Source organism: Kitasatospora sp. NPDC053308 (assembly GCF_055585785.1).
Window position 1 is genome coordinate 14,662 of the sequence record NZ_JBVJJY010000036.1, and the last position, 19,417, is coordinate 34,078.

16 protein-coding genes are annotated in these 19,417 nt (G+C 75.0%); 8 read left to right on the forward strand and 8 right to left on the reverse strand.

Going from position 1 to position 19,417, the window contains the following annotated elements:
- Window positions 1-17 precede the first annotated feature (17 nt).
- From ACZ6Y7_RS36800 to ACZ6Y7_RS36810, 3 genes are all read right to left on the reverse strand, one after another.
- Entirely contained in the window at window positions 18-1,601 is a 1,584-nt protein-coding gene (locus tag ACZ6Y7_RS36800; RefSeq protein ID WP_465762329.1) for an LCP family protein, read from the reverse strand.
- A gap of 206 nt (window positions 1,602-1,807) precedes the next feature.
- Entirely contained in the window at window positions 1,808-3,124 is a 1,317-nt protein-coding gene (locus ACZ6Y7_RS36805) for an LCP family protein (protein WP_465762330.1), read from the reverse strand.
- 37 nt (window positions 3,125-3,161) lie between these two features.
- Entirely contained in the window at window positions 3,162-3,953 is a 792-nt protein-coding gene (locus ACZ6Y7_RS36810; protein WP_465762331.1) for a TIGR03089 family protein, read from the reverse strand.
- Between the two features lie 115 nt (window positions 3,954-4,068).
- On the opposite strand from ACZ6Y7_RS36810, the gene ACZ6Y7_RS36815 reads away from it, so the two are divergent.
- Window positions 4,069-5,220 (forward strand): peptidoglycan recognition protein family protein, encoded by a 1,152-nt coding sequence (locus ACZ6Y7_RS36815; protein WP_465762332.1) that lies wholly within the window; start codon window positions 4,069-4,071, stop codon window positions 5,218-5,220.
- Window positions 5,221-5,229: 9 nt separating this feature from the next.
- Here the strand turns inward: ACZ6Y7_RS36815 and ACZ6Y7_RS36820 are convergent, their stop codons facing one another.
- On the reverse strand, window positions 5,230-5,754 hold the full coding sequence (locus ACZ6Y7_RS36820) for an SgcJ/EcaC family oxidoreductase (RefSeq protein ID WP_465762333.1): 525 nt from the start codon (window positions 5,752-5,754) through the stop codon (window positions 5,230-5,232).
- Window positions 5,755-5,794: 40 nt separating this feature from the next.
- Here ACZ6Y7_RS36820 and ACZ6Y7_RS36825 point away from each other — a divergent pair, with 40 nt between their 5' ends.
- The gene (locus ACZ6Y7_RS36825) at window positions 5,795-6,733 is read left to right on the forward strand and encodes a DNA-3-methyladenine glycosylase family protein (RefSeq protein ID WP_465762334.1); all 939 of its coding nucleotides are present in this window, start codon (window positions 5,795-5,797) and stop codon (window positions 6,731-6,733) included.
- 45 nt (window positions 6,734-6,778) lie between these two features.
- Here the strand turns inward: ACZ6Y7_RS36825 and ACZ6Y7_RS36830 are convergent, their stop codons facing one another.
- The 3 genes from ACZ6Y7_RS36830 to ACZ6Y7_RS36840 are packed head-to-tail and all read right to left on the reverse strand — an operon-like array spanning window position 6,779 to window position 9,706.
- Window positions 6,779-8,071, reverse strand: a complete 1,293-nt coding sequence (locus ACZ6Y7_RS36830; RefSeq protein WP_465762335.1) for a coenzyme F420-0:L-glutamate ligase — start codon at window positions 8,069-8,071, stop codon at window positions 6,779-6,781.
- Window positions 8,068-9,027 carry a 2-phospho-L-lactate transferase gene (gene cofD, locus ACZ6Y7_RS36835; RefSeq protein ID WP_465762336.1) on the reverse strand — a complete coding sequence of 320 codons (960 nt, stop codon included), beginning with the start codon at window positions 9,025-9,027 and terminating at the stop codon, window positions 8,068-8,070. The genes ACZ6Y7_RS36830 and cofD overlap by 4 nt, the downstream gene beginning before the upstream one ends.
- A 31-nt stretch (window positions 9,028-9,058) precedes the next feature.
- Complete coding sequence (locus tag ACZ6Y7_RS36840; RefSeq protein ID WP_465762337.1) at window positions 9,059-9,706, reverse strand: cysteine dioxygenase; 648 nt, start codon at window positions 9,704-9,706, stop codon at window positions 9,059-9,061.
- Window positions 9,707-10,329: 623 nt separating this feature from the next.
- On the opposite strand from ACZ6Y7_RS36840, the gene ACZ6Y7_RS36845 reads away from it, so the two are divergent.
- The 3 genes from ACZ6Y7_RS36845 (at window position 10,330) to ACZ6Y7_RS36855 (ending at window position 16,486) form a co-directional block, all read left to right on the forward strand.
- Window positions 10,330-10,602 carry a WhiB family transcriptional regulator gene (locus ACZ6Y7_RS36845; protein ID WP_030062195.1) on the forward strand — a complete coding sequence of 91 codons (273 nt, stop codon included), beginning with the start codon at window positions 10,330-10,332 and terminating at the stop codon, window positions 10,600-10,602.
- Window positions 10,603-10,873: 271 nt separating this feature from the next.
- Complete coding sequence (locus ACZ6Y7_RS36850) at window positions 10,874-14,746, forward strand: glycosyltransferase family 2 protein (RefSeq protein ID WP_465762338.1); 3,873 nt, start codon at window positions 10,874-10,876, stop codon at window positions 14,744-14,746.
- A gap of 6 nt (window positions 14,747-14,752) precedes the next feature.
- Window positions 14,753-16,486 (forward strand): DUF5719 family protein, encoded by a 1,734-nt coding sequence (locus tag ACZ6Y7_RS36855; RefSeq protein ID WP_465762339.1) that lies wholly within the window; start codon window positions 14,753-14,755, stop codon window positions 16,484-16,486.
- Between the two features lie 60 nt (window positions 16,487-16,546).
- Here ACZ6Y7_RS36855 and ACZ6Y7_RS36860 read toward each other — a convergent pair whose 3' ends face one another.
- The gene (locus ACZ6Y7_RS36860) at window positions 16,547-16,999 is read right to left on the reverse strand and encodes a metallopeptidase family protein (protein WP_465762340.1); all 453 of its coding nucleotides are present in this window, start codon (window positions 16,997-16,999) and stop codon (window positions 16,547-16,549) included.
- A 164-nt stretch (window positions 17,000-17,163) separates the two neighbouring features.
- On the opposite strand from ACZ6Y7_RS36860, the gene ACZ6Y7_RS36865 reads away from it, so the two are divergent.
- The 3 genes from ACZ6Y7_RS36865 (at window position 17,164) to ACZ6Y7_RS36875 (ending at window position 19,403) form a co-directional block, all read left to right on the forward strand.
- Window positions 17,164-17,529, forward strand: coding sequence for a DUF3499 domain-containing protein (locus ACZ6Y7_RS36865; RefSeq protein WP_030245497.1), 366 nt, complete (start codon window positions 17,164-17,166; stop codon window positions 17,527-17,529).
- Between the two features lie 196 nt (window positions 17,530-17,725).
- Window positions 17,726-19,111: a phosphomannomutase/phosphoglucomutase gene (locus ACZ6Y7_RS36870; protein WP_465762341.1), complete on the forward strand. Its 1,386-nt coding sequence runs from the start codon at window positions 17,726-17,728 to the stop codon at window positions 19,109-19,111.
- Window positions 19,112-19,220: 109 nt separating this feature from the next.
- Window positions 19,221-19,403 (forward strand): Trm112 family protein, encoded by a 183-nt coding sequence (locus ACZ6Y7_RS36875; protein ID WP_402226209.1) that lies wholly within the window; start codon window positions 19,221-19,223, stop codon window positions 19,401-19,403.
- Window positions 19,404-19,417 lie beyond the last annotated feature (14 nt).

Here is a 19,417-nt window from a genome sequence, read left to right on the forward strand (position 1 = left end):
GGTCGGCGCGGGCGCGGCTACTTGGCGCAGGCGTCGGTGTCGTCCGCCTGCACCTTCTGCAGGTCCTCGGGCGCCTCGGTCGGCACCGCCGACGGGGCGCCGGACGCGGTCAGGGCGTCCTTGCCGAGCACCAGCAGGAGCCCGGCCTTGGGATCCGCCTTCGCGGCCGGCCGGACGGCGTCGCCCGGCAGCCCGAGCGCGGTGGCCAGCGCGCCGGCCGCGGCCTCCTGGCCCGGCTGGTAGGACACCGTGGTGTCCGCGGCGACCGGCGCGTCGCTGCCGACCTCGGCCTGGGCGAAGCCCTTCGCCCGGAGCTTCTCGGCGGTCGGCCCGGACTGTCCGCGCTTGCCGCTGCCGTTGCGCACCGTCACCTGGACGTCCTTGGTGTCCACCGCCGGGGCGGTGGCGGCCGGCGTGCCCGGCGCGGCGGAAGCGGTGTCCGCGGGAGCGGGCGGGGTGGCGGTCCCGGTCAGCGAGCGGTCGCCCGCGACCATGGCGAACAGCTGCCCGGCGTCCGGCTGCTTGAGGACCACCCGGCCCTTCTCCTTGGTGTCGTCCAGGACGGGTGCGGTGGTGAAGGTGATGTTCTTGGTGTCGACCTTGCTGATGTCCAGCGCGAGGTCCTTGAGCTTGTCCACGCTGCCGATGCCGGAGTCCACCGTGAGCGCCTTGGTGGCGGCGTCCGCGAGCTTGTAGAGCTTGGTCGGGCTGGTCAGGGTGTCGTCGCTCTTGATCTTGCGGATCATCGAGCTGATGAACTGCTGCTGCAGCGGGATCCGGGAGAGGTCGCCGCCGAAGCCGACCGCGTGCCGGGTGCGGACGAAGGCCAGCGCCTCCTCGCCCTGGACCACGTGCCGCCCCTTGCTCATCTTCAGGTGCGAGAACGGGTCGTTGATGTCCTTGGCCGCGCAGACCTCGACCCCGCCGACGGCGGCGGAGAGGGTCTTCACCGCCTCGAAGTTGACCTGCACGAAGTGGTCGACCCGGATCCCGGTGTTCTTCTCGACGGCCTTCCAGGTGCAGCCCGCGTCCCGCCCCTCCTGGCCGAGGCTCTCGTTGAACTGCTCCCGCGGCGAGCCCGGGATCCTCTTCCCCTGGGCGGTCTGGCAGTCCGGGATCGGCACCATCAAGTCGCGGGGGAAGCTGATCACCGTCGCGTTGGTACGGTCCTTGGCGATGTGGAACAGCAGCGTGGTGTCGGCGTGCCCGGTGCTGCCCTCGTCGCCGTACTGGCGCCCGAGGCCCTCCCGGCTGTCGGTGCCGATCACCAGGATGTTCAGCGCGTCCCCGGCGGCCTTGGGACGCTCCGCCTCGTCGCCCAGCTGGACCTTGACCGAGGTGATGTTGTCGTTGAAGTGCTTGTACAGGTAGTACGCCCCGCCGCAGCCCGCGACCAGCACCAGGGCGCCGGTGCCGGCCGTCCACTTGAGCACCCGTCGGCGCCGGTTCCGCTTGGCGGCGGCGGCCGCCCGCCGCCGGGTGTCCCGACGGCCCTCCCCGGCCGGTGCCACGGGGGCGTCGGCGGCCCGGCGGCGCTGCCGGGGGACCCCGGGGGCCGGGTCGACCCGGGCCCGCCCGGTTTCCGGTTGCTCCTCGTGCACGGGGGTTCCCTACCTTCGACCGGTCACGGCTCCGGCCCGCCTGTTCCTGACGGGCCGATCCGGACACACTAGACGAGCCGAACGGGGGAATCGTTCCTGGTGTGATCTGCATCATGTGTGAACGAAGCACGGGTGAATTCCGTCCGCTCCCCCCGTCCGACCGGCACACCCGCGCCGACCTGCGGCGCGACCCGACCCGGCTGCGTTCAGTGCTGCGCGCAGGCGTCCACGTCGGCGGTGCGTCCCTCGAACGTGGGCGAGGCGCCCGCCGAGGGTGACGCCGCGGCGAAGGCCGCCTCGGCCGAGCCCGTCCCCGGGCTCGCACCCGGGCTCGCACCCGGGCTCGCACCCGGCCCCGCGCTCGACCCTGCGCCCGACCCCGCGCCGGACCCCGCCGACGGCGCCGGCCCGGGCGGCCGGACGGCCACCGGCCGGTCGTCCCGCAGCGCCGTGAACAGCTGGGTGGTCTGCGGCTGCACGAACTCGTCCCGGTCCGAGTCGTAGCGGTACGGGCGGCGCGGCGCGGTCAGGAAGACGACGTTCGCGGACGGGATGCCGCGCAGGTCCTGGGTGAGGTCGTACAGCGCGCCGAGCGAGGAGAGTCCGCCGTCCGCCTGGATCGAGGAGGTGGCCGCGTCCAGCACCGGCCACAGCCGGACCGGGTTCAGCAGCACCCCCTGCGACTCCACCTTGCGGATCAGCGCCGCCAGGAACTGCTGCTGACGGCCCATCCGCTGGGTGTCGCTGCCGTCCCCGAGGCTCTCCCGGGCCCGGACGTAGCCGAGCGCCTGCTCGCCGTGCAGCGTGTGCCGGCCGGCGGGCAGGTCGAGCTTGGCGTCCTTGTCGTGGATCGGCTGCGGCACGCACACCTCGACCCCGCCGATCGCGTCCACCATCGTCTTGAAGCCGCTGAAGTCGAGGATCAGGTAGTGGTCGATCCGGATCCCGCTGAGCTGCTCGACGGTGCGGATGGAGCAGGCCGGGCCGCCCGTCTCGAAGGCCCAGTTGAACTGCATCAGGCCCGGCTTGCCGGCGGTGCCGTCCGGCCGTTCGCACGCGGGCACGGAGACCATGACGTCGCGCGGCACGGACACCGCCGTCGCGTGCCGCCGGTCGGCCGACAGGTGCAGCAGGATCGTGGTGTCCGAGCGCTGGCTGCCCGGCTGGCCGCCGTAGGCGCCGTTCGCGCCGGAGCGGTCGTCGCTGCCGATCAGCAGGATGTTCTCGGCGCCGCGCGCGCCGGCCGAGCGGCTCGGACGCTCGGCCTCCAGCTTGGCGAGCAGCCGGTCGGTGGTCGCGTCGGTCCGGATGTTGCCGTCCAGCTTGCGGTAGGCGATCCAGAGCAGCACCCCGCCGGCGACCAGCAGGAACGCGACGACGCCGGCGGTGACCATCAGCCACCGCCGGCGCCTGCGCGGGCGTTCGGGGCCGTCCGGTGGAGCGTCCTCGGGGGGAGTGTCCGCCGGGGGACCGTTCGTCGGGTGATCGGCGGTCGGGGGGTGCTCGGTCTCGTCCTCGGCCATGGCAGGGATCCCTACCCGCCCGGCCCCGGCCCGGGGGTCACCCGAGGCGCAGTGTCACCCGTTCGGATTCGGTCCGCTTCTCCCACTGCTCGGCGTCCAGGGCCTGCGAGTTGCGGCACAGGACCACCGAGGCGCCGGCCGCCAGCGGCGCCAGCAGGCCGGCCTCCAGGCCCGCCCAGTCGTCGTACGAGAGGGTGGACAGGACCCGGTCGCCGGGCTGGAGGCCGAGCCGGGCGGCCCCCTCCCGGGCCAGCGCGACGGTCTGCTCGCCCGTCAGCTTCAGCGGCAGCCCGTCCACCGCGGTCTCCAGCGCCTGCCCGTCCGGGACGACGGGGGAGTACGGCGCGAAGCGGTCGCCCTGGCCGGGCACCTCGGCGGCGTAGTCCAGGAAGCCGTCCGGGCGTTGCGGGAAGCGGCCGCCGAGCGGGCGCAGGGCGAGCGCGACCCGCTCGCCCTCGCAGGCCTGGGCGGCCGCCAGGCCGTCCGGGCCGCTGACCACGAGGTCGGCGGTGGCCGGGTCGCCGCCCGGTACCGCCGTCACCCCGACCGACCAGCAGGCGAGCAGCCAGACGGCGCTCTGCCAGTGGGCGGGCAGCAGCAGCGCCGCCCGGTCGCCGGGGCCGGCGTTGAGTTCGTCCTGCAGGAGGTTGGCGGTCTTGGCCACCCAGTTGTCGAAGGTGCGGGCGGACAGCTCCACCCGTTCGCCGGTGGCGTCGTCGTAGAAGGTGACCAGCGGGGCCGCGGGATCGACCGAAGGGGTGCCGCCGCGCAGGTATGCGTGCAGCAGCTCGACGGGGGTGCGGGCATCGGCAGCGAAAGGCGCAGTCATGGTGCGCCCCAGCCTAAGGCCTTCGGGCGGGAGGCCGGGAGGGGTGCCGGGCGGCGCACGCGAGCGGCGCAAGCCGATGTGACGTCAGGGGGGATTTGCGTCCAATATCCGTTTTATGCGTATCTCACTTCTGGTCGGTGCCGCCGCGAGCTGCGTCGCCGCCCTGCTCCTCCCATCGACCCTCGCCCCGGCCGCCGTCGCGGAGCCGGTGCCGACCGAACAGACCTCCGCGGGCGGGGGCACCGTGACGAGCCTGTCGCTGGCCTCCGCCGAACACAGCGTCACCCAGCGCGCCACCAAGCCCTTCTCGCTCGTCGGGGTGAGCTGGGACGACCCCCGGCAGTCCCTCGCCGGCACCTCGATCCGGGTCCGCACCCGCAGCCTGGCCACCGGCGCCTGGGGCGACTGGCGCCGACTGGACGTCGAGGGCGAGGACGCGCCCGACGAGCGGGACGGCCGCTCCGGCATCCGCGGCTCCACGGCGCCGCTGTGGACCGGTCCCAGCAACGGCGTGGCCATCGAGGTCACCCCCGGGCCGAACGGGCTGCCCGCCGGGTTGCGCGCGGAACTGGTCGACCCGGGCAAGGGCGCCTCCGCGCCGGCCTCCGTCCCGCGCACCCTGCCGGGCGACACGGCGACCCACCGGGACGCGGCCGACCACCAGGCGCCGCGCCCGGGCATCGTGACCCGGGCGGGCTGGGGCGCCGACGAGTCGCTGCGCGAGCCGGGCTTCGTCTACACCGGGACGGTCAAGGCGGTCTTCGTCCACCACACCGCCACCGCCACGGACTACGCGTGCAGTGACGCGCCGCAGATGATCCGGGCGATCTACCAGTACCACGTGCAGAGCAACGGCTGGCGGGACATCGGCTACAACTTCCTGGTCGACCGCTGCGGCACCATCTACGAGGGCCGGGCCGGCGGCGTCGCCCAGCCCGTCCTCGGCGCGCACACCCTCGGCTTCAACACCGACTCGACGGGCGTCGCCGCGCTCGGCACCTTCACCTCCGAAGGCCCGTCGCAGCAGCTGGTGGACGGCGTGAGCAAGATCGCGGCCTGGAAGCTCGGCCTGACCGGCCAGGACGCCTCCGGCCACACCGACCTGACGTCCGGCTCCTCGCAGAGCCGCTACCCCAAGGGGACGGTCGTGTCCTTCGACACGATCTCCGGCCACCGGGACGCCTTCGCCACCGAGTGCCCGGGCGACGGGCTCTACACCCGGCTCGGCGAGATCCGCTCCTGGGCCGCCCACCTCCAGGGCCGCTGAGCCCCGTCCTCACCCCGGCGGCCGGGCCGGACGCTCCTGCGCCGGCCCCGCGTCGCCCCACTTGCGCACCAGGGCGCGCAGCTCCTCCGTCAGCTCCGTCCCCAGGTCCGGCCGGAGGTCGTACCGCGCCGGAGTGCTCTGCAGCAGTGCGATCCGCCACCCGGCCCCGGCGTTCACCGCGATCACCGTCTGCACCGCGTTGAGCCCGGGGTCGATCCCCTCCTCGCCGTCCGGCACCATCCCCGCGACGGCCTCCAGCTGGGCCACCCCGGGCCCCAGCGCCCGCACCCGCCGCACCGAGGCCACGTACCGGGGCGTCGGGTGGTCGGCGAAGATCCGCCCCAGCTCGGCGGCGATCACCGACCGGCCGCGGTGCCCGCTCCCGTCGTAGCCGATCACCTCGCCGTCCGTCGCGAACGGTCCGGCGAAGGCCGCGCCGTCCCGCCGGTTCCACCCGTCCAGCATCCGGCGGTACAGCGCCCGCACCGCGATCTCGTCCCCGGAGGGCAGTTCCGGCAGCCGCGTATCGTTCATATCCCCATGGTGGGCGACGGCGGCGCGGGAGGCGACGGCAGTGACGGGCGGGTCGGACGGTACGGGCGGCGGCTCGGTGCGGCGCTGGCGGCCGGGCTTCCCGCTGGACGCTGCCCGCACCCTGCTGCCGTTGCGCCGGGGCCCCGCCGACCCGTCGTACCGGACCACGGGTGACGGCGCCGTCTGGCGGGCCTCCCGCACCCCGGCGGGCGTCGGCACCCTGCGGGTGCTGTCCCGTCCGGCGCTCGGCGAGGTCGAGGCGTGGGCCTGGGGCCCGGCGGCGGACTGGCTGCTCGACCGCCTCCCGGTATTGCTGGGCGCGCAGGACGAGCCGGAGGCGCTGGTGCTGCCGCCCGGACCGCTGCGGGACGTCCAGCGCCGTACCGCCGGGGTGCGGCTGACCCGCACGGGCCTGGTGCTGGAGTCCTTGGTCCCGGCGATCCTGGAGCAGAAGGTCACCACCGACGAGGCCTACCGCGCCTGGCGCACCCTGCTGCGGGACTTCGGCACCCCGGCCCCCGGCCCGGCCGAGGGGATGCGGGTGGCGCCGTCGGCGCGGGAGTGGGCGATGGTCCCGAGCTGGGAGTGGCACCGGGCGGGGGTGGACCCGAAGCGGTCCGCGACGGTGATGCGGGCCGTCCGGCTGGCGCCGCGGCTGGAGGAGGCGTCCGCGATGGGCCACGAGGAGGCCTTCGCCCGGCTCACCGCCGTCCCCGGCATCGGCGTCTGGACGGCGGCCGAGACCCTGCAGCGCAGCAACGGCGACCCGGACGCGGTCTCGGTCGGCGACTTCCACCTGCCCAACCTGGTCGGCTGGGCGCTGGCGGGCCGTCCGCGCAGCGACGACGACCAGATGCTGGCCCTGCTGGAGCCCTACCGCCCGCACCGCCACCGGGTCTGCCGCCTGCTGCTGGCCGCCGGCGCCCGCGCCCCCCGCTACGGCCCCCGCCTCACCCCCAACGACCACCGCCACCGCTGACCGGAGGACGGCGGAGGGCGTCGGCGGTGGCGTCGGCGGTGACGGCTACCGCACCTCGATGAAGGCGGCCGCGCCGCGCTCCGGGCGTTCGCGCGGGGCCTCGGCGGGGCGGCCGACGGCGACGGCGCCCATCGGGTCCCAGTCGGCGGGCAGGTCCAGCGCGGCGCGGACGGTGTCACGGCAGAACATGGTGGACGAGACCCAGGCGGAGCCGTAGCCCTCGCCGGTGAGGGCGACCAGCAGGTTCTGCACGGCGGCGCCGACCGCGACGGTGAACATCTCCCGTTCGGCGCCGGCCCGCCGGGCGTCGGGGTACTCGTGCGAGCCGTCCATCACCAGGCAGGGCACCACCAGGTACGGCGCGTCGCGTAGGACGTCGCCGCGGGCGGTGCGGCGGGCGATCCTGGCGTCGTCCCAGCCGTCGAGCTCGCGCAGGTCGCGCTGCCAGGCGGCGAGCATCGCGTCGAGCAGCCGGGTGCGGGTCTCGGGAGACTCCAGCAGGACGAACCGCCACGGGGTGGTGTGGTGCGGGGCGGGCGCGGTGACGGCGGCCGCGACGGCGCGGCGGACGGCGGCCGGGTCGACCGGTTCGGCGGTGAAGGAGCGGACGGTGCGCCGCAGGGTGACGGCCTGGCGCAGGGCCTCGGAGGTGCCGAGGCGGAACATGTCGTCCGCGGAGGGCCGGACCAGCGGCCGGGCTCCGGCGCCGTCCTCGTCGGTGACCAGGTGGCCGAGCCCGCGCACGACGGCCACCGGCACGCCGCTGGCCTTGCCCTTGACCAGGTCGGCGGCGGCGGCGAGCTCGTCGGCGGTCGCGGTGACGGTCATCTCCAGCCGGTTGCCGTGGCTGTCGGTGCGGCCGCGGTGGTCCTCCAGCACGGGGAGCCCGGCGGCGCCGATCGCCACGTCGGTGAGCCCGTTGCGCCAGGGCCGTCCGAAGGTGTCGGTGACGACGACGGCCAGTCGGCGGCCGGTGAGCCGCCGGATCCGGGCCCGCAGCGCGCGGGCCGAGGCGTCCGGGTCCTCGGGCAGCAGCAGCACGGTGCCGTCGGGGGTGTTGGAGGCGTCGACCCCGGCGGCGGCCATGACGAAGCCGTTGCGGTTCTCGACGATCCGGACCGGCCCGCGTCGGGCGACCAGCCGGACGGTCTCGGCGTCGATCGCGGCCTCGCGGTCGGCGGCGTGCAGCAGCCGGCCCTCGGCCTTGCTGACGATCTTCGAGGTGACCAGCAGGATGTCGCCGTCCTCGTACGTCCCCGCCTTGGCGATGAGCGCGCCGAGGTCGGCCCCCGCGTCGATCTCGGGGATGCCGTCGACGCCCAGGATCTCCAGCGTCACGCGCGGACCTGCTCGGCCAGTGCCAGTGCCGCCCGCGCCATCTCGGCGGTGGCCTCGACGTCGGTCATCAGCAGCGGGACGGCCCGGCAGGCGATCCCGGCGCCCTCGACGGCGGCGACCGACGCCTCGTCGGCGGTGTCGACCAGCCAGCCGTCGAGGAGCGCGGAGCCGTAGTTCAGCGCGACCGCCTCCGCGGTGGCCTCGACGCCGACCGCGGCCAGGACCTTGTCGGCCATGCCGCGCACCGGCGCCCCGCCGATGATCGGGGAGAGCCCGACGACCGGCGCCGGGGCGCCCGCGACGGCCTCCCGGATGCCGGGGACGGCGAGGATGGTGCCGATCGAGACGACGGGGTTCGACGGCGGGAAGAGGATGACGTCGGCCTCGGCGATCGCCTCCAGCACGCCGGGCGCGGGCTTGGCGGTGTCCGCGCCGACCGGGATGATCGCCTCGGCGTCCACGGCGGCGTGCAGCTTGACCCAGTACTCCTGGAAGTGGACCGCCCGGGTGCCCTGCTCGTCGGTGATCCGCACGTGGGTCTCGACCCGGTCGTCGCTCATCGGCAGCAGCCGCACGCCGGGCTTCCAGCGCACGCACAGCGCCTCGGTGACCTGGCTGAGGCTGTACCCGGCGGTGAGCATCTGGCTGCGGACGAGGTGGGTGGCGAAGTCCCGGTCGCCGAGCCCGAACCACTCGGGGCCGACGCCGTACTCCTTCATCTCGGCCTTGATCGACCAGGTCTCGTCGGCCCGGCCCCAGCCCTGTTCCTCGTGGATGCCGCCGCCGAGGGTGTACATCACGGTGTCGAGGTCGGGGCAGACCTTGAGCCCGTAGAGGTGGATGTCGTCGCCGGTGTTGCCGATGACGGTGATCTCGTCCTGCGGGCCGACCGCCGCGAGGAGCCCGCGCAGGAAGCGCGCCCCGCCGATTCCGCCTGCCAGTGCCACGATGCGCATGGGGTTCATCCTGCCACGGCCCGACTGCCCGTCAGCCCAGCGATCGGTGCGCCCCGGCCCGGGCCTGCGGCTCCGGGTGCTGCTCGGGGACGGCGGCGGCGCCGTACTGGTTCATGGCGGTGAGGCCGGGGGTGTAGAGGTGGATGGAGACGGCGGGTTCGAGCGCCCCGTTGACCACCTCGTGCAGGTACCCGGGGGAGAACACCCGCTGCCCGCCGGGCTTGAGGGTGCGGGCCGCCTCGCCGGTGCCGGTGAGGGAGCGCTCGTTGAGCTCGCCCCGGACGACGGTCATCACGCCGGAGGAGTCGCCGTGGTCGTGGAAGCCGCTGCTCTGGCCGGGCAGCCAGCTGAGCAGCCAGACCTCGTAGCCGGGGCCGGTCTCCAGCCTGGCGTACCAGCGGGTCAGCGCGTCGTAGCGGACCAGGGGTTCCCAGCGGGCGCGGTCGGCGGCGATCTCGCGGACCAGCCGGGCGTACTCGGCGACGGTGGTGGGGTGGCCCGGCAGGTCGGTGCGGGCGAGGTGCGGGAAGGCGAGCGGGTCGCCGGCGATGGAGACGTCGCTGAGCCCGTCCGCCCAGCGGCGGCGGTCCGCCGGGCGGGCGGTACGGGCGGGGGCGAGGCCCAGACGGGCGAGCTTGTTGCGGTCGCGGTTCCGCTTGCGGATGCGGATCATGCGCACGGGAGTCGTCCTCGGAGGAGTCGGCTGGTTCGTCGGGATCAGCCGGATCCGGGATGTCCTGGGGCGGGAATCGCGGGCGGCCTCTGTGCTTCCTGGGGGCGGCGCGCGGTGGGACGCGGGCGCCTAGATACAGCAGGAACAGAGGCGACAACAAGAGTTCACGGCACGGCGGAGCGTGGAACCGCTCCGGGGGCTGGCGAACTCTGACATAGGGAAAAGGACACCGCATCCGTGCGGCCGGTGTCAAACCGATCGATGCGGCATTCGAGTGGATTAGGTCCGGATCTTTCCCTGATGGGGTGATTCATCACTCTCTAGGTTTCGATGGGAAGATCGCCGGGAAGGGAGGCCGATGACCGGCCTGTGGCGGTGACCGAGCGTCACCTGGCGAATGGTTGCGGACGGTTCGGCGCTGTTCAGGGCCTTGAGGCAAAAGGTCCATTGTGTCCGGATATGTACACTATTCGTAACGGCTTGGTGCCGGGGAGTGAATCCTGGCCCCAATACCAGAGCTCGGCTTGACTGGGCCAGAGTGACGCAACTGTAATTTCACTCGTGTCGTCAGCCGCACGAGGCAACGGCAACCACGGGGACGCCAAGTAGGGGCAGAGGAGGCGCGCCACATGAGCGAGCTCTTTGAGCTGTTGATCGGGGACGGCATCGCGGAGGACGAGGAGGAACTCGGCTGGCAGGAGCGCGCGTTGTGCGCCCAGACCGACCCGGAGTCCTTCTTCCCCGAGAAGGGCGGCTCGACTCGCGAGGCCAAGAAGGTCTGCCTCGCCTGCGAGGTCCGCTCCGAGTGCCTGGAGTACGCCCTCGCCAATGACGAGCGCTTCGGCATCTGGGGCGGCCTCTCCGAGCGCGAGCGCCGCCGGCTCAAGAAGAGCGCGGTCTGAGCGGGCGGCCCCCGACTCCCGCTGACCTTCCGACAACCTCGGACAACCGCACAGCTGTACGGGCGCCTCACCGCGGTGGTGGGGCGCTTTCGTGTTCCCGGCCCCTCCCGGGCCGGCGGCCGGGGGCGCCGGCCGCCGGCCACGCCCCCCTCCTTCACCGTCTCCGCACCGGCACCCCGGACGAACCGGCCACCCGGAGCCGTTAGTGTGGTGCGCCATCCGGTTGCCGTTCACCGGCTGTGTCCACCGAGAACTGGGGCCCGCGCACTCGATGACCGTCTACAGCCACCGGAGCGGCTTCACCGCTTCCCGGCCGCCCGCCTACCCGCGCCACCTGGTCACCGCGGTGATCGTCTCGCACGACGGCGCCCGCTGGCTCCCGCAGGCGCTGGCCGGCCTGCTCGGCCAGGACCGCCAGGTCCAGCGCGTCCTCGCGGTCGACACCGGCTCCACCGACAACTCGCCGCAGCTGCTCGCGGACACCCTCGCCGACTGGCTGCCGGACAGCGGCCCGCTCGTCCTCGGCCGCCGGGCCGGCTTCGGCACCGCCGTCGCCGAGGCCGTCTTCAACAGCCCGCCGCTGCGCCCGGAGGACCTGCCGTACCGGCTCGACCCCTCCGGCTACGACCCGGTCACCGGCGGCTGGGACGACTTCGGCGACCCGCTCGCCCAAGAGGACGACCTCGGCCGCGGCGGCCCGCGCGAGACCGAGCCGGTCGAGTGGCTCTGGCTGCTGCACGACGACTGCGAGCCGCAGACCGACGCGCTGCGCCGCCTGCTCCAGGTCGCCGACTCCACCCCCAGCGCCGCGGTGGTCGGCCCCAAGCTGCGCAGCTGGTACGACCGCCGCCAGCTCCTCGAGGTGGGCGTGACGATCGCCCGTTCCGGGCGGCGCTGGACCGGCCTCGACCGTCGCGAGCAGGACCAGGGCCAGCACGACCAGGTCCGCCCGGTGCTCGCCGTCTCCAGTGCCGGCATGCTGGTGCGCCGGGACGTCTTCGAGGAACTCGGCGGCTTCGACAAGGCCCTCCCGCTGATGCGGGACGACACCGACTTCTGCTGGCGGGTCAACGCCGCCGGCCACCGCGTCGTCATCGCCCCCGACGCGGTGCTGCGGCACGCCGAGGCGGCCAGCCGCGAGCGGCGCGCCATCGACTGCGGCGCCTCCCACCCGCACCGGGTGGACAAGGCCGGCGCCGTCTTCACCCTGCTCGCCAACTGCCGGGGCGCGCTGTTCCCGTACGTCCTGCTGCGGCTGGTGCTCGGCACCCTGGTGCGGGCCGTCACCAACCTGCTCGGCAAGGACCCGCGCCAGGCCTTCGACGAGCTCGCCGGCCTCGGCCACGAACTCGTCCGGTTCCCACGGCTGCTGGCCGCCCGCAAACGCCGATCCCGGACCAGGGCGGCGGACGCCCTGGACGACCGCACGCTCTTCCCGGCGCCCGGCGCCACCACCCGGCTGGCCGTCGAGGGCGTCATCGGCTCGCTCGGGATAGGGGGCGGCGACGACTCCGTCGGCCGGCACGGCTCGGCCGAGGCGGGCGGCGACGAGGACGCCGAGGACCTGGTCGTCGAGCAGTTCGCGCTGATCAAGAAGCTCGCCCGGCGCCCGGCGCCGGTGCTGTTCGCCGCGCTGCTGGTGTTCGCCCTGGTCGCCTGCCGCGACCTGTTCGGCAGCGGCGAGCTGTTCGGCGGCGCGCTGCTGCCCGCCTCCGGCGGCGCGGGCGGCCTCTGGTCGATGTACGCGGACGCCTGGCACCCGGTCGGCACCGGCTCCACCGCCGCCGCACCGCCGTACCTCGGCGTGCTCGCCACGCTCTCCTGGCTGCTGTTCGGCCACGCCGACCTCGCGCTCACCCTGCTCGTCGTGCTCACCGTCCCGCTCGCCGCGGTCAGCGCCTACCTGGTGTCCCGCCCGCTGCTGGACTCCAAGCTGGTCCGCGCCTGGGCCAGCGCCACCTACGCGCTGCTGCCCGCCGCGACCGGGGCGCTCGCCCAGGGCCGGATCGGCACCGCCGTCCTCGCCGTGCTGCTGCCGCCGCTGGCCCGCGCCGCCGCGATCGCGGCCGGCCTCGGCATCCGGGACGAGAGCGCCGCCAAGGGCGCCCGCCCGGGCTGGCGGCCGGTCTGGATGGCCGTCCTGCTGCTCACCCTGGCCACCGCCTTCGTCCCGCTGACCTGGGCGCTCGCGGTGCCGCTCTGCCTGGCGACGCTGGTCGTCGCGGTGCTGCGCGGCGGTGCCTTCGGCTCCGGCGGCGCGGCCCTGCGGCTGCTCGGCCTGCGCGTTCTGGTGATCCTCGCGGTCCCGGTCGGCGTGCTGGCCCCGTGGTCGCTCACGGTGCTGTCGCACCCGCAGTGGCTGCTGCTGGAGGCCGGGCTGCCCGGCCTGCACGGCACCGGTGCGAGCGCGGCCGGCCTGCTGCTGGTCAACCCGGGCGGCGCCGGTGTGCCGCCGGTCTGGCTGTCCGCGGGTGTGGTGCTGGCCGCGCTCGCCGCGCTGCTGCGCGCCGACCGCCGCCGCGCGGTGCTCGCCGCCTGGGGTGCGGCCGGGGCGGGCCTGGTCTTCTCGGTCGTGGTGGCGGGCACCTCCGTCACGCCGGCCTCCGGCGGCCAGGCGGTGCCCGCCTGGGCCGGCCCGGCCACCCTGCTCGCCGGGATCGCCCTGCTGGCCGCGGCCGCGATCGGCGCCGACGGCGCCAACGCCCGCGTGGCCGGGATCGCCTTCGGCTGGCGCCAGCCGGTGGCCGCCCTGGTGGTGGCCGCGGCCGTGCTGGCCCCGCTGGGCACCGGCCTGTGGTGGGCGCTGACCGGCGCCGGAAAGCCGCTGCACCGCGCCGAGGCGGGCCAGGTGCCCGCCTTCATCGCCGAGGAGGCCGGCACCACCGACCGGGCCCGCACCCTGGTCGTCACCGGGGAGAAGACCGGCGGCGCCGTCCGCTACACCGTGCTGCGCGGCGCCGGGCTGACGCTCGGCCAGGCCGAGTCCACCGTGGACCCGGCGACCGGCACCCAGGGCGACCTGAACAGGACGGTCGGCAGCCTGCTGGCCGGCTCCGGCGCCGACCAGGCCACCGCGCTGGCCGGCTACGGCATCGCCTACGTGCTGGTCCAGCAGCCGGTGATCGACGTCTTCAAGGACGTCCTGGACACCACACCCGGGCTGGTCAAGGCCAACCAGGACAGCGGCAGCGCACTCTGGCAGGTCAGCGGCGCCCCCGCGGTCCGCGCGGTGATCACCAGCCCGGGCGCCAAGCCGGTGGTCGTCCCCTCCGGTGCCCGCGACCTCGCGACCACCGTCCCGGCCGGCCCGGCCGACCGGGTGCTGCGGCTCGCCGAGACCGCCGCCCCCGAGTGGAAGGCCACCCTGGACGGCGCCGCGCTGGAGCCCACCACGGTGGACGGCTGGGCGCAGGGCTTCAAGCTCCCGGCCGGCGGCGGCAAGCTCGCCGTCACCCGGGAGAGCGGACTGGCCCACACCGGCTGGATCTGGGCCCAGGTGCTGCTCGGCCTGACCATCCTGGTGCTGGCCCTGCCCGGCCGCCGCAGCCACAAGGACGACGACCTGCCCGAGGAGGTGGTCGCCGCCGCCGCGCTGGCCGCCGCCGCCCAGGCACAGGCCCCCGCCCCCGGCAGCCGCCGGGCCCGCCGGATGGCCGAGCGCGGCGAGGGCGGCGAGCCCGGCGCCGACGAGTCCGGGGTGTACGACGGCCGGCCGGGAGCCGTCCCGGCGCAGTCGGCCGGCGAGCCGGTGACGGAGGCGGTCCAGGCGGCCGCCGCCGTCCAGGAGGCCGAGCCGTACACCGACCCGTACCAGACCTACCAGCAGGCCGATCCGTACAGCTACGACCAGTACGCGGCGCAGCAGCCGGTGGCCGCGCCCTACGGCGGCCAGGGCGACTGGGGGGCCCAGCAGCAGGCCCACCCCCAGCAGGGCTACGAGCAACAGCCGCACCCCCAGCAGGGCTACGAGCAGCACGGCTACGAGCCCTACCAGCCGGAGCAGCAGCCGTACGGCTACGAGCCGTACCAGCCGGAGCACCAGCAGCCCTGGCTGCCGGGGCAGCAGCAGGCCGACCCGTACTACGACCCGAACGACCCCAACGGCACCGGCCGGTACCCGCACCAGCCCGGATCGGGGAGCTGACCCGCGATGAAGAAGCCCGCATTCAGGAAGAAGTCCGGCGCCGACGAGGCTCCCGAGCCCGTCGAGGCCGGGCACCCCACGGGGTCGGCCGCGCCCGCCGCGGCCGACCGGCCCGGCCGGTTCGCCGGACAGGCCGGGGGGACGAAGACCACGCAGTCCCTGCTCGCCGCGGCCGTGGTGCTCGCGGCGGTGTTCGGGATCGCCCAGGTGCGCCCGCCGGCCTCCCCGTCCGGGGAGGCCGGCGCGGCGGCGCCGACCACCGCGCAGGTCGAGCGGACGGCGGCGGTCTGCCCGCAGCCGCTGCAGGGACTGACCGGCTCGACCACGCTCAGCGCCTACACCCCGCCCGGGTCGGGCTCCGCCACCGGCGGCGCCGGCTGGCTCGCCGACGCGGCCGCGCCCGCGGTGCCCGCCGCCCAGCCCTCCGGTGCCCCCTCGACCGCGGCGACCCCGCCGGCCACCCCGGCGGCCACCCCCGCCCCGACCGGCTCGGGCACGCCGGGCGCCGCTGCCCAGGACAAGAACGCGGCTCCCGCCGACGCCCGGCTGACCCTGGCCAAGCCCGGCACCCCGGCCACCGGCCCGGCGGCCAACGCCGACACCGCGCCCGGCACCGGCGCCGTCGCCACCGGCGCCCTCGCCCCGGGCTTCACCGTCACCCAGACCACCGTCGTCACCGAGCAGCGCGGCCTCGGCCTGTCCGGCCTCACCTGCACCCCGGCCGGCACCGGCTTCTGGTTCGCCGGCGCCAGCACGGCCGGCGACCGGGTCGACTACCTCAGCCTGGTCAACACCGAGCCGTCCGCCGCCGTAATCGACATCAAGCTGTACGGCGACAAGGGCCTGATCGACAACGACGCCGCCAACGGCCTCACCGTCGCCCCCGGCAGTTCCCAGTCCGTCCTGCTGTCCACCCTCACCAAGGGCGCCGTCACCGACCTCGCCGTGCACGTGGTGGTCCGCTCCGGCCGGATCGGCGCCGCCCTGCACGCCGCCGACGGCAACAAGGGCGCCGACTGGATCCCGGCGTCCGCCGCCCCGGCCCCCACCCAGGTGATGCCGGGCCTGCCCGCGGACACCGCGTCCGCCCGCCTGGTGGTCTGGGCGCCGCCGGAGGACGACGCCGACCTGAAGATCCAGCTCTCCGGCAAGAACGGCTGGTTCACCCCGGCCGGCAACGAGTCGATCCACGTCAAGGCGGGCATGGTGGCCGCCGTCGACCTCGGCAAGGTCACCCGCGAGGAGGTCGCCGGGCTTCGGCTGTCGCCCAGCGACGACAAGCACCCGACCCCGATCGTGGCCGGGCTGCGGGTCGACCGGGCGGCGGCCAACGGCAAGACCGACGCGGCCTGGCTCACCGGCACCGACCCGGTCGGCGCCCGCGCCACCGTCGCCGACAACCGGGCCGGCGCTTCGACGCTCTACCTGACCTCGGCCGGCGACGCCGCCACCGTCCGGGTCACCGCCTCGGCCGGCAGCGGCGGCGGCACCCCCGCCACCAAGGAGGTGCAGATCCCGGCCGGCGGCACCGTCGCCCTCCCGGCGCCCGAGCCCGCCGGACTGAACGGCGTCTTCGCGCTCACCGTCGAGACGGTCTCCGGCGGCCCGGTGGTCGCGGCCCGGATGCTCTCCCTGCCGGCCAAGGACGTGCCGATGTTCACCGTCCAGGCGCTGCGCGACGACCGCAGCACCGTCAAGGTCCCGCAAGCCGCCCAGGACCCGGGCGTCGTGCTGCGCTGACCGACCGGACGAAAAGGGGCGGCACCCGTCCGGTGCCGCCCCTGCCCGTCGACGCCCGGGTCATTCCTCGTCGTAGCGCGGGTCGATGGCGTCCGGCGAGAGCCCCAGCAGCTCGGCGACCTGCTCGATCAGGATCTCGTGCACCAGCGCCGCGCGGTCCTCCCGGGTCTTCGCCCGGATCTCCACCGGCCGCCGGTACACCACGATCTGACTCTTGTGCCCCTGCTTGCCCGGCGACACCCGCCCCAGCGGCACGCCGTCCTCGGCGTCGGCGCCGTCCGGCTCGTGCAGCGGCACCTCCTGGACGGCGAACTCCACCTCGATCAGTTGCGGCCAACGCCGCTCCAGCCGTTCCACCGACTCGCGCACGTAGTCGTCGAACAGTTCGGAACGGGTGAGCGAGATCGGCACCTGCGGCGGCGCCAGCGGGCCGCGCAGCCCCCTGCCGTGCCGGTCGCGGTGCCGGGGGCGGCGCGCGGGGCCTGTCGATGACTGCGGTGCGGAGCTGTCCATATCACTGCCGAGAGTAGTCCTTGGACGGTCGGAAGTGGACCAGTCCGACGGGGAATCGCCCGGGGCGGTCGAGACACGCCCCCGGCGCTCGCAGGACGACACGGCACACCCTCCGGACAGGCGGTCTTCGCTCCCCGGCGGGGAGTGCGGTACCGTCCACCCTCGTGAGCTCTGTACGTCGTTGTTCGCGGACCGCGTGCGGCCGGCCGGCCGTCGCTACGCTGACGTACGTCTACGCGGACTCCACCGCCGTCCTGGGCCCCCTCGCCACCTACGCCGAGCCGCACTGCTACGACCTGTGCGCCGAGCACGCCGAGCGCCTCACCGCCCCGCGCGGCTGGGAGGTCGTCCGGCTCGCCGCCGAGGCCGGCCCGCTGCGCCGCAGCAGCGACGACCTGGAGGCCCTCGCCAACGCCGTGCGCGAGGCCGCCCGCCCGCAGACCCCCCGTCAGGGCCGCGCGCCCGAGGGGGAGTCCACCGAGGCCGGCCGCCGCGGCCACCTGCGGGTGCTGCGCTCACCCGACAACTAGGGCGTATCCGACCGTTCGCGCGCCCGGCGGGAATCGTCCAGGCACGCCCTGGCCGCCTGCCCCGGGCGCCGCTCCCGGCGCGGGACGTTCGTCCGGCCCGGGTACGCTGCCCGTCTACCGTCACCGCGGCCCGTCGACCGAACGGGTGGTGACCCCGACGTATCGTGATCAGTACAGAGACCAGGGTGGAGCCGCAGTGCGCGACCTCAAGCAGCTCGTGAAGGCGTACGACGTCCGAGGCGTCGTCCCGGACCAGTGGGACGAGAGCCTGTCCCGGGCCTTCGGTGCCGCGTTCGTGCAGGTCACCGGCGCGACCGCGATCGTGGTCGGCCACGACATGCGCCCCTCCTCCCCGTCGCTCAGCCGGGCCTTCGCCGAGGGCGCCGCGGCCTACGGCGCGGACGTGGTGCAGATCGGGCTCTGCTCGACCGACCAGCTCTACTACGCCAGCGGCAAGCTCGACCTGCCCGGCGCGATGTTCACCGCCAGCCACAACCCGGCCCAGTACAACGGCATCAAGCTGTGCCGGGCCGGCGCCGCCCCGGTCGGCCAGGACACCGGCCTGGCCGAGATCCGCGAGCTGGTCGAGTCCTGGACCGGCGAGGACGACACCGTCACCGTCCCGGCCAAGGACGTGAAGCCCGGCGCGCTCTCCACCGAGGAGACCCTGCGCGGCTACGCCGACCACCTGCTGGGCCTGGTCGACCTCACCGCGATCCGCCCGCTCAAGGTCGCGGTGGACGCCGGCAACGGCATGGGCGGCCACACCGTGCCGACCGTCTTCGACGGCCTGCCGATCGAGCTCGTCCCGATGTACTTCGAGCTGGACGGCACCTTCCCCAACCACGAGGCCAACCCGCTCGACCCGAAGAACCTCGTCGACCTGCAGGCCAAGGTCCGCGAGGTCGGCGCCGACGTCGGCCTGGCCTTCGACGGCGACGCCGACCGCTGCTTCGTCGTCGACGAGCGCGGCGAGCCGGTCTCCCCCTCCGCGATCACCGCGCTGGTCGCCGCCCGCGAGATCGCCCGCGCCCGGGCCGCCGGCGAGGCCGAGCCGACGGTCATCCACAACCTGATCACCTCCTGGACCGTCCCCGAGGTGGTCCGCGAGCTGGGCGCCAAGCCGGTGCGCACCCGGGTCGGCCACTCCTTCATCAAGCAGGAGATGGCCGTCACCGACGCCGTCTTCGGCGGCGAGCACTCCGCGCACTACTACTTCCGCGACTTCTGGCGCGCCGACACCGGCATGCTGGCCGCGCTGCACGTGCTGGCCGCCCTCGGCGGACAGCCGGGCACGCTGTCCGCGCTCACCGCCGAGTACGACCGCTACGCCGCCTCCGGCGAGATCAACAGCACCGTCGCCGACCAGGCCGCCAGCACCGCCGCCGTCCGCGCCGCGTACGCCGGCCTGGAGGGCGCCACCGTGGACGAGCTGGACGGCCTGACCGTGGCCGGCCCGGACTGGTGGTTCAACCTGCGCGCCTCCAACACCGAGCCGCTGCTGCGCCTGAACGTCGAGGCGAAGGACCCGGCGAAGATGGCCGAGCTGCGCGACGGCGTGCTCGCCATCGTCCGCGGCTGACCCGCCCGCCCGGGCGGACGCGCCTGACCCCGGCGCGCGGTGCCCCGGCCGGTAGGGTTGCCTATCGGCCGGGGCACCTCCGTGCCACCCCCGAACTTTGGAGAGCCCCATGAAGCTCGAATCCTTCCTGCTGGAGATCCTGGTCTGCCCGCAGTGCCGGGCCGCGCTCGCCGAGGGCGGCACCGAGGAGCGGCCCGAGCTGGTCTGCACCGGCCCGGACTGCGGCCTCGCGTACCCGGTCCGCGACGGCATTCCGGTCCTCCTGGTGGACGAGGCCCGCCGCCCGGCCTGATCCTGGGGGCGTGT

Excerpts from the sequence above, each read along its gene's own strand:
- ACZ6Y7_RS36805 (WP_465762330.1), bottom strand. The coding sequence starts at position 3,124 with ATGGCCGAGGACGAGACCGAGCACCCCCCGACCGCCGATCACCCGACG.
- ACZ6Y7_RS36810 (WP_465762331.1), bottom strand. The coding sequence starts at position 3,953 with ATGACTGCGCCTTTCGCTGCCGATGCCCGCACCCCCGTCGAGCTGCTG.
- ACZ6Y7_RS36815 (WP_465762332.1), top strand. The coding sequence starts at position 4,069 with ATGCGTATCTCACTTCTGGTCGGTGCCGCCGCGAGCTGCGTCGCCGCC.
- ACZ6Y7_RS36820 (WP_465762333.1), bottom strand. The coding sequence starts at position 5,754 with ATGAACGATACGCGGCTGCCGGAACTGCCCTCCGGGGACGAGATCGCG.
- cofD (WP_465762336.1), bottom strand. The coding sequence starts at position 9,027 with ATGCGCATCGTGGCACTGGCAGGCGGAATCGGCGGGGCGCGCTTCCTG.
- ACZ6Y7_RS36845 (WP_030062195.1), top strand. The coding sequence starts at position 10,330 with ATGAGCGAGCTCTTTGAGCTGTTGATCGGGGACGGCATCGCGGAGGAC.
- ACZ6Y7_RS36850 (WP_465762338.1), top strand. The coding sequence starts at position 10,874 with ATGACCGTCTACAGCCACCGGAGCGGCTTCACCGCTTCCCGGCCGCCC.
- ACZ6Y7_RS36855 (WP_465762339.1), top strand. The coding sequence starts at position 14,753 with ATGAAGAAGCCCGCATTCAGGAAGAAGTCCGGCGCCGACGAGGCTCCC.
- ACZ6Y7_RS36860 (WP_465762340.1), bottom strand. The coding sequence starts at position 16,999 with ATGGACAGCTCCGCACCGCAGTCATCGACAGGCCCCGCGCGCCGCCCC.
- ACZ6Y7_RS36875 (WP_402226209.1), top strand. The coding sequence starts at position 19,221 with ATGAAGCTCGAATCCTTCCTGCTGGAGATCCTGGTCTGCCCGCAGTGC.